Annotated in this window: 1 protein-coding gene; it reads left to right on the top strand. The window is 40.2% G+C overall.

The features are described from left to right. Window positions 1-213: 213 nt before the first annotated feature. A complete protein-coding gene (locus CXF78_RS20545; RefSeq protein WP_102037800.1) occupies window positions 214-1,995 on the top strand; it encodes a M1 family metallopeptidase in 1,782 nt (593 codons plus the stop codon). Window positions 1,996-2,361 lie beyond the last annotated feature (366 nt).

The following is a 2,361-nucleotide window of genomic DNA, read 5'->3' as shown; positions in this document are numbered from 1 at the left end:
GATAGGACCCATTAAGTTTAAAGCAGTATAAAGCGAAGATTGGCATTGCGCAGAGCCCACTTTGTTGCTTAATGAATCTATATGCTTTGAATTGATAAGCGTGACAACTCTGAGTGATGAGGTTTTAAAGCGACTTTTTACAGCATCTTTTTAGATGCAAATGCTATTATCTTTGCTAAATTTCATGTTTTATTCTCTCGGTAAGGATTTTTTGTGACTTCAAAATGGGACGTACAACACGATTACCATTCAAGTGCCAATACTGATGCTTTATGCGTGCATCATCTTGAACTTAATATTGTGGTTAATTTTGACTTACAGCAACTTAATGGCGTTGCCCGGTTACAGTTTACCCGAAAAATGGCTGCACTTTCATTAGTGCTAGATTGCCGAGACTTGATCATAGAAGATGTCACTGACAGCGATGCTAATGTGTTGTCGCATTATGTGACTGATGTGAATGCCATATTGGGTCAAAAGCTGGTTATTGATGTGGGGGACCACTTAACTGAGGTGGTCATCCATTATCGTACCTCACCAACAGCACAGGGGCTGCAATGGCTTACACCAGAACAAACGCTAGGAAAAAAATTACCTTATCTGTTTAGCCAATCGCAACCCATTAATGCTCGCAGCTGGATACCCTTACAAGATACCCCAAAAGCACGCATAACGTTTAATGCGACCGTCACCGCTCCGCAAGGTTTACGCGCGGTAATGAGTGCTGAAAATACACCAGAACTGCCAGATAATGGTGTGTTTGAGTTTTGCATGAACAAACCTATCCCAACACACTTATTAGCCATTGCTGTTGGAGAGTTAAGCTTTCAAGCCACTGGACCTCGAAGTGGTATTTATACTGAACCCGATATGCTTGCAGCTGCAGCTAAAGAATTTGAAGATACCGAATCAATGATCTTAATGGCAGAGTCCATACTAGGACCCTATGCTTGGGGCCGTTATGACATGATTGTATTGCCACCGAGTTTTCCTTTTGGTGGCATGGAAAACCCTATGCTGGCATTTATGACTCCCACCCTAATTGCTGGGGATAAAAGTCTTGTTTCAACGGTTGCTCATGAATTAGCCCATTCATGGACAGGCAATTTAGTCAGTAATGCGACTTGGCGAGACTTATGGCTTAATGAAGGATTTACCACTTATTTTACCAATCGTATTGTTGAAGCTATTTATGGTAGAGAGCAGGCAGAACTTGAATGGGTTATCGAATATGGACGTTTGCAAGAGGAAATCGAATCTACTCCCTTAGCAAACCAAACTCTACCAGCCAATGTACAAGATCAAGATCCTAATCTGGCATTTAATCGGTTTACCTACGATAAAGCATCGATGTTTGTTCATGAACTGGAAAGTCGATTAGGGCGGCCTGCATTTGATCGCTTTCTATTTGGTTATGTTGAGCATTTTTCGTTTAGCGCGATTACCACCGAAACGTTCATTGATTATGCAACACAGACATTGCTGGTGGAGCATCACGATAAATTAACCCTCTCAGAACTCAATGAGTGGGTGTACGGGCAAGGATTACCACTATGGTTTAAAGGCCCTACATCAAGCAGCTTGGATAAAGTTGATTTGGCTGTGGAAGCTATCGTCAAAGGCGCTTTGGCAAGTGAGTTGTTGGTGAGCGATTGGCGAGTTCATCACTGGCAATATTTTCTGACTCAATTACCGCTAATGGTAAGCCAAGTTACGTTATTAGACTTAGATGAGACTTTTACATTAACAAACAGTCCTAATGCAGAAATAGCGTGTGATTGGTATCGCGTCGCCATCCGTAATCATTATGATCCTGTCTTACCTGCATTAAGTGATTATTTATGCCGCATTGGCAGAGGTAAATTTGTAAGACCTTTGTTTGTTGAATTACAAATTGCTGGTTATCAACAAGAGTTGGCTGAAATCTATACAAAAGCCCGTGCTGGTTATCATCCTTCATTGCAAATTCAGTTAGATAATTTACTCAATTTTTAACAAGAAAATGTTATGACCTTTTTACATCAAAAAAGACAAAAAAAATGGCAGCCATATTGGCTGCCAAAATAACTCTTTACGGGTTGTCATTAACAGTGCGCTAGCGTGTTAACACTTCCCAATGGGGATGATGATGAACATTAAAACGGTGTAGCAGTAACTCAATCCTAACTGAAGTTTGAGGTAAGAAGGATAAATCACTAAGCAGTGTAATCAATTAACTCCGGGGGAGAAGGCTAACTCATCATACTGCACTTACTTCAAACTACATTTTAATCATTACATACTTGTTCGTACAATAAATAAGACCGGGTGATATCAGGAAAGTTCACAAAGAAAATGACTTTTTTTAATTTATTTTTGTGA

This window comes from Shewanella sp. 11B5, assembly GCF_002836795.1.
Classification (GTDB): Bacteria; Pseudomonadota; Gammaproteobacteria; order Enterobacterales; family Shewanellaceae; genus Shewanella; species Shewanella frigidimarina.
This window is presented reverse-complemented; position numbering and strand designations above follow the sequence as displayed.